Source organism: Thermococcus sp. PK, assembly GCF_000430485.1.
GTDB lineage: Archaea > Methanobacteriota_B > Thermococci > Thermococcales > Thermococcaceae > Thermococcus_A > Thermococcus_A bergensis.
Map to the genome: position 1 here is coordinate 732,687 of NZ_KE387149.1, position 3,854 is coordinate 736,540.

At 43.2% G+C, this 3,854-nt stretch carries 4 protein-coding genes and 2 pseudogenes; 1 reads left to right on the forward strand and 5 read right to left on the reverse strand.

What is annotated here, in order from left to right; genetic code table 11:
* From THEPK_RS05960 to THEPK_RS05980, 5 genes and pseudogenes are all read right to left on the reverse strand, one after another.
* A pseudogene (locus tag THEPK_RS05960) lies at positions 1–241 on the reverse strand (RNA-guided endonuclease InsQ/TnpB family protein); the annotation flags it as partial.
* On the reverse strand, positions 222–830 hold the full coding sequence (locus THEPK_RS05965; RefSeq protein ID WP_042699512.1) for an IS607 family transposase: 609 nt from the start codon (positions 828–830) through the stop codon (positions 222–224). The pseudogene THEPK_RS05960 and the gene THEPK_RS05965, both read right to left, overlap by 20 nt.
* A gap of 69 nt (positions 831–899) precedes the next feature.
* Positions 900–1,163, reverse strand: a pseudogene (locus THEPK_RS05970) (cation:proton antiporter domain-containing protein); the annotation flags it as partial.
* Between the two features lies 1 nt (position 1,164).
* On the reverse strand, positions 1,165–2,307 hold the full coding sequence (locus THEPK_RS05975; RefSeq protein WP_042699517.1) for a cation:proton antiporter: 1,143 nt from the start codon (positions 2,305–2,307) through the stop codon (positions 1,165–1,167).
* 18 nt (positions 2,308–2,325) lie between these two features.
* On the reverse strand, positions 2,326–2,799 hold the full coding sequence (locus THEPK_RS05980) for a CBS domain-containing protein (protein ID WP_152878681.1): 474 nt from the start codon (positions 2,797–2,799) through the stop codon (positions 2,326–2,328).
* Between the two features lie 289 nt (positions 2,800–3,088).
* On the opposite strand from THEPK_RS05980, the gene THEPK_RS05985 reads away from it, so the two are divergent.
* A complete protein-coding gene (locus THEPK_RS05985) occupies positions 3,089–3,790 on the forward strand; it encodes an IS6-like element ISPfu2 family transposase (RefSeq protein ID WP_011011181.1) in 702 nt (233 codons plus the stop codon).
* The last annotated feature ends 64 nt before the right edge of the window (positions 3,791–3,854 follow it).

Here is a 3,854-nt window from a genome sequence, read left to right on the forward strand (position 1 = left end):
AGATTGAGGTGGCCATTTGACAGGCCGTGTAAATGTAGTGGCTTGGGAGTTCTGGGTACTGCTCCCGAAGGCTTTTGTACGTCTCTTTCTTCAGCCGGTAGAAGCTCGTAATGTTGTTCTCAAAAACATAATCAAGGAGTAAATTTACAATATCAGAATAAAGGGTGAAGAGGTCTTCTAACCCTTCGGGTTCTGTTTTGAGCTTGAACTTTGCCGTGAGTTTAATCGTCTCTGAGGGCATTCTTTACCGCCTCGACAAGGCGTTTTTTCTTGTGAGAACGGGCACCATAGAGTTTTCCAGCAAAAGAGGTTACGATGGCTAACAAGTCCTCAACAAGTTCCTTTTCCGGCGTTTTCTCTTCATCATCAAAGATTACTTCAACCTCAACCCCGTGAGAGTTAAAGTATTGCTCAAGGTATTTGAATCCAAAGCGGGTGAGCCTGTCCCTGTAAGTTATCACGACTTTTGTTATTTCCCCGCTTTCAATGAGTTTGAAGAGCTGTTTTAACCCCTTCCTGTTCTCGTTCAGTCCTGAGGAAATGTCTGTTATGATTTTTGCAACTTGGTAGCCTTTTGATGCGCAGTAGTTCTTGAGGTATTCGACCTGTCTTTCAAGGTCTTCTTTCTGGTCTCTGCTTGATACTCTGGCGTAAATTACAACCTTGTCGGGGGTTTTGCCTTCGAGGAGTCTTTTAATCTCGCTTTCCGGGATGCGGTATTCTTTTCCGACCCTGTATGCTTTAATCTCGCCGGCTTTGATTTTCCTGATTAATGTTGGCTTGCTAATGCCAAGGAGCTGTGCCGCTTTTCCCGTCCTATAAAGCTTCATACTGCACACCCCTATTACAAACAATGACACAAAAATATATAAACTTTACGATTTTAACCATTTAGAAAACAGCCCAATTCCAGCAACGAGGATACTCGGTCTTCCAACCCTTCTAAACTCCTGCAGATCGCTTTCTATTCCCGCGAGGAATAGAAGTAACAGAACTCCAAGGTTTGAAAACTCCCTGACTATCTCAGTACTCTCTGCAAAAATTCCTATAATCAAGCCTCCAAGAATCTGGCCGAGAACAATGGGCTGGCCTAGTCTTTCAAATACCCACCCAAGGAGCTTTGCTGTAGCCAGCATCAATGCCAGCATGAGGAGCGTTTCCATACTAGTCCCTCGAGAACACCCACTTCAAGAGTGGGGGAGTTACAAACGTTGTCAGGATTACCATTGTAACGGGAATTGAGAATATCCCTTTGTCAAAAATACCCTCGGTAAGGGCAACGTTCGCCATAATCAGCGCAACTTCCATTCTGGGAATCATCCCAACACCAACCCTGAGGGCTTCTTTAGGTTTAAATCTAGCTATTAATGCACCAACTCCGCATCCCGCAATCTTTCCTATTATTGCTATTATTGAATACAGAATTGCAAACATCCCTGTATGGAGGAGAATCTCTACGTCAGTCTTTATTCCAATCCCCACAAGAAAAACAGGAACGAAGAGGGAATAAGAGATAGTTATCATTCTGTCAGTTATTCTCTTTGCTTCGTCTGTTTGTGCTATTAATACTCCCGCTAAATACGCCCCGGTTATCCCTGCTATCTTAAACTGCTCGGCTATGTATGCAAAAATGAGGGTTACCGCGAGGGCAAATGCTGTTAAGGTTTCCGGCAAATCGATCCTTTCTGAAAGTAATAGAATCTCCTTAACAACAGGTCTTCCAACAAGCCAGCTCACTATAAAGAACACTGCTATTTCACCAATTAAAATTCCCAAGTCTTCTATGTAGACATGTCCCTTTCTGTGCATGGCAATCAGGGCTGTGAGTATTATAATTCCAAGGACATCATCAACGACAGCACCAGCTAAAATAGCGGTTCCTTCCTTCGTGCGGAGCTTTTTCATCTCCATCAATATACTAGCAGTTAACCCAACGCTTGTGGCTGTTAAAACACTTCCCAGAAACAGAGCTTCGGTTCTCCCATATCCAAACCATTTTGATATGTAATAGCCCATCATGAAAGGAACTACAACTCCACCACTGGCAATAAGAAAAGCGGGCACTCCAACGCTCTTGAATTCTTCAACATCCGTTTCGAGACCGGCAAGAAAGAGTAACAAAATCACTCCCATCTCGCTTATTAAGTGAACTCCTTCGGAATAACTTACTATGTTGAGAATGGAGGGACCAATAAGTATTCCCCCAATAAGCTGACCGAGAGCCCCGGGCATTTTTATTTTTGTTGCTAGATATCCAAACACTTTGGCAACTATTAGGATAACTGCAAGTTCGAGGAACACGTCCATGCTATCATCTCCCGCTGATTAAAGCGCGACAATCCTAATAAGCCGTACTATGTCTTTAACTTCCAGTAAGCCATGAACCTTTTTGTTATCATCTATTACGGGCAGATGGTGCTTCCCGGTCTCCGTCATGAGTTTAATAGCATGCCCGAGGTTGTCATCTACATGAATGGTTATGGGCTTCCTCACCATTATGTCCTCTACTCTGGAAGCGCGGGTTAAAGTGTATTTTTTCAGTAAGCCTAAGCCAACGACTGAATATCTTCTCGGTGTTGTAAAAAAGTGCAGAAGGTCTTTCATCGTTATGAACCCGAGGAGCCTCCCATCTTCGCCCACAACTACGGCAGAAGTCTCTTCGCTTGTGAATTTGTCAATTAGGACTGTTAGGGGGTCCTCGGGATGTACTGTCAAAAATTCCCTGTCCATAACAAGCTTGACCGGGACTTTAGAGATGTACCTGATGTTGTGGCTTAGCTCTTCTTTTCTTTGAAGCATTATATGTCGTTTTTTGCCAATGATTATCGATATCTTTTTATTTTTCACGTTTTGAGGTTTGCTTGGAAAAGGGTCGTTCACATTTACCCCCTATAATTTTTGTTTGATTTCCACTTAAAATTTTCTCCACTCTACAGCAGAATCTTTTCACGAAATCTCTATGTACACATATAGAGCAAAAACCTAAAGAACGAGGACTTGTCTTAGCCTTGCATCGATACTGTTAGGATAAGCGGTAGGGCGTTAGGTTTAAGTTTCTGATAATTTTTCAGAAAAAGAAGGGAGAGAAATGAAGGCTGAGAGCATTCTATACTCACTGATTTCAGTCTTAAAACCTTTTCGCCGCAACAAAATCCCACCAGAAAAGAAAATCAGAGCAGTAGAACTATACCTGCGAGGCCTCAGCTACAGACAAGTCGGAAAAATCCTCAAAATCAGCCACACAACAGTCTGGGAGGCAGTTCAAAAACTAGCAGAAGCAGTTTACCAGCCAACACTCCTCGCAGTAAGAAAACAGAGGAATTTTATCGCAGTTGATGAGACTGTCGTAAAAATCAACGGGGAGAAGAGATTTCTCTGGGCTGCACTTGACGTTGAGAGCAGGGAAGTTCTCGCAGTCTGGATTACAACAACCAGAAACTGGTGGATTGCTAGAGACTTCATTCTGGTTGTTTTGAAATCCTGCAAAGGACAGCCTGTTTTTCTGGTTGATGGTGGGAAGTGGTACAAGTCTGCTTTTAAATCCCTTGGACTGGATTTTGTTCACGTAACCTTCGGGCCGAGGAACTGTATTGAACGCTGGTTCAGGACTTTAAAAGAAAGAACAAAGCGTTTCTGGAATAATTTCAGGGCTAGAGACTGGAGGAGGGTTCACAGGTTTGTTTTTCTGTTTGCGTTCTGGTATAATTTTGTTAGGTTTCATTCTCGGTTTGGTTGTCCGCCTGGTGATGTGACTGAGTGGCTTCAAGAGGTGATGCCCCAGTTATCCTGACAGTATCCTTGCATCAGGCAGGGCGTGTTTAGTTTCACCCCCTGTTATTTAAACAGTATTTGAC

Coding starts and splice junctions, on each gene's coding strand:
- THEPK_RS05965 (WP_042699512.1), bottom strand. CDS start 830: ATGAAGCTTTATAGGACGGGAAAAGCGGCACAGCTCCTTGGCATTAGC.
- THEPK_RS05975 (WP_042699517.1), bottom strand. CDS start 2,307: ATGGACGTGTTCCTCGAACTTGCAGTTATCCTAATAGTTGCCAAAGTG.
- THEPK_RS05980 (WP_152878681.1), bottom strand. CDS start 2,799: ATGCTTCAAAGAAAAGAAGAGCTAAGCCACAACATCAGGTACATCTCT.
- THEPK_RS05985 (WP_011011181.1), top strand. CDS start 3,089: ATGAAGGCTGAGAGCATTCTATACTCACTGATTTCAGTCTTAAAACCT.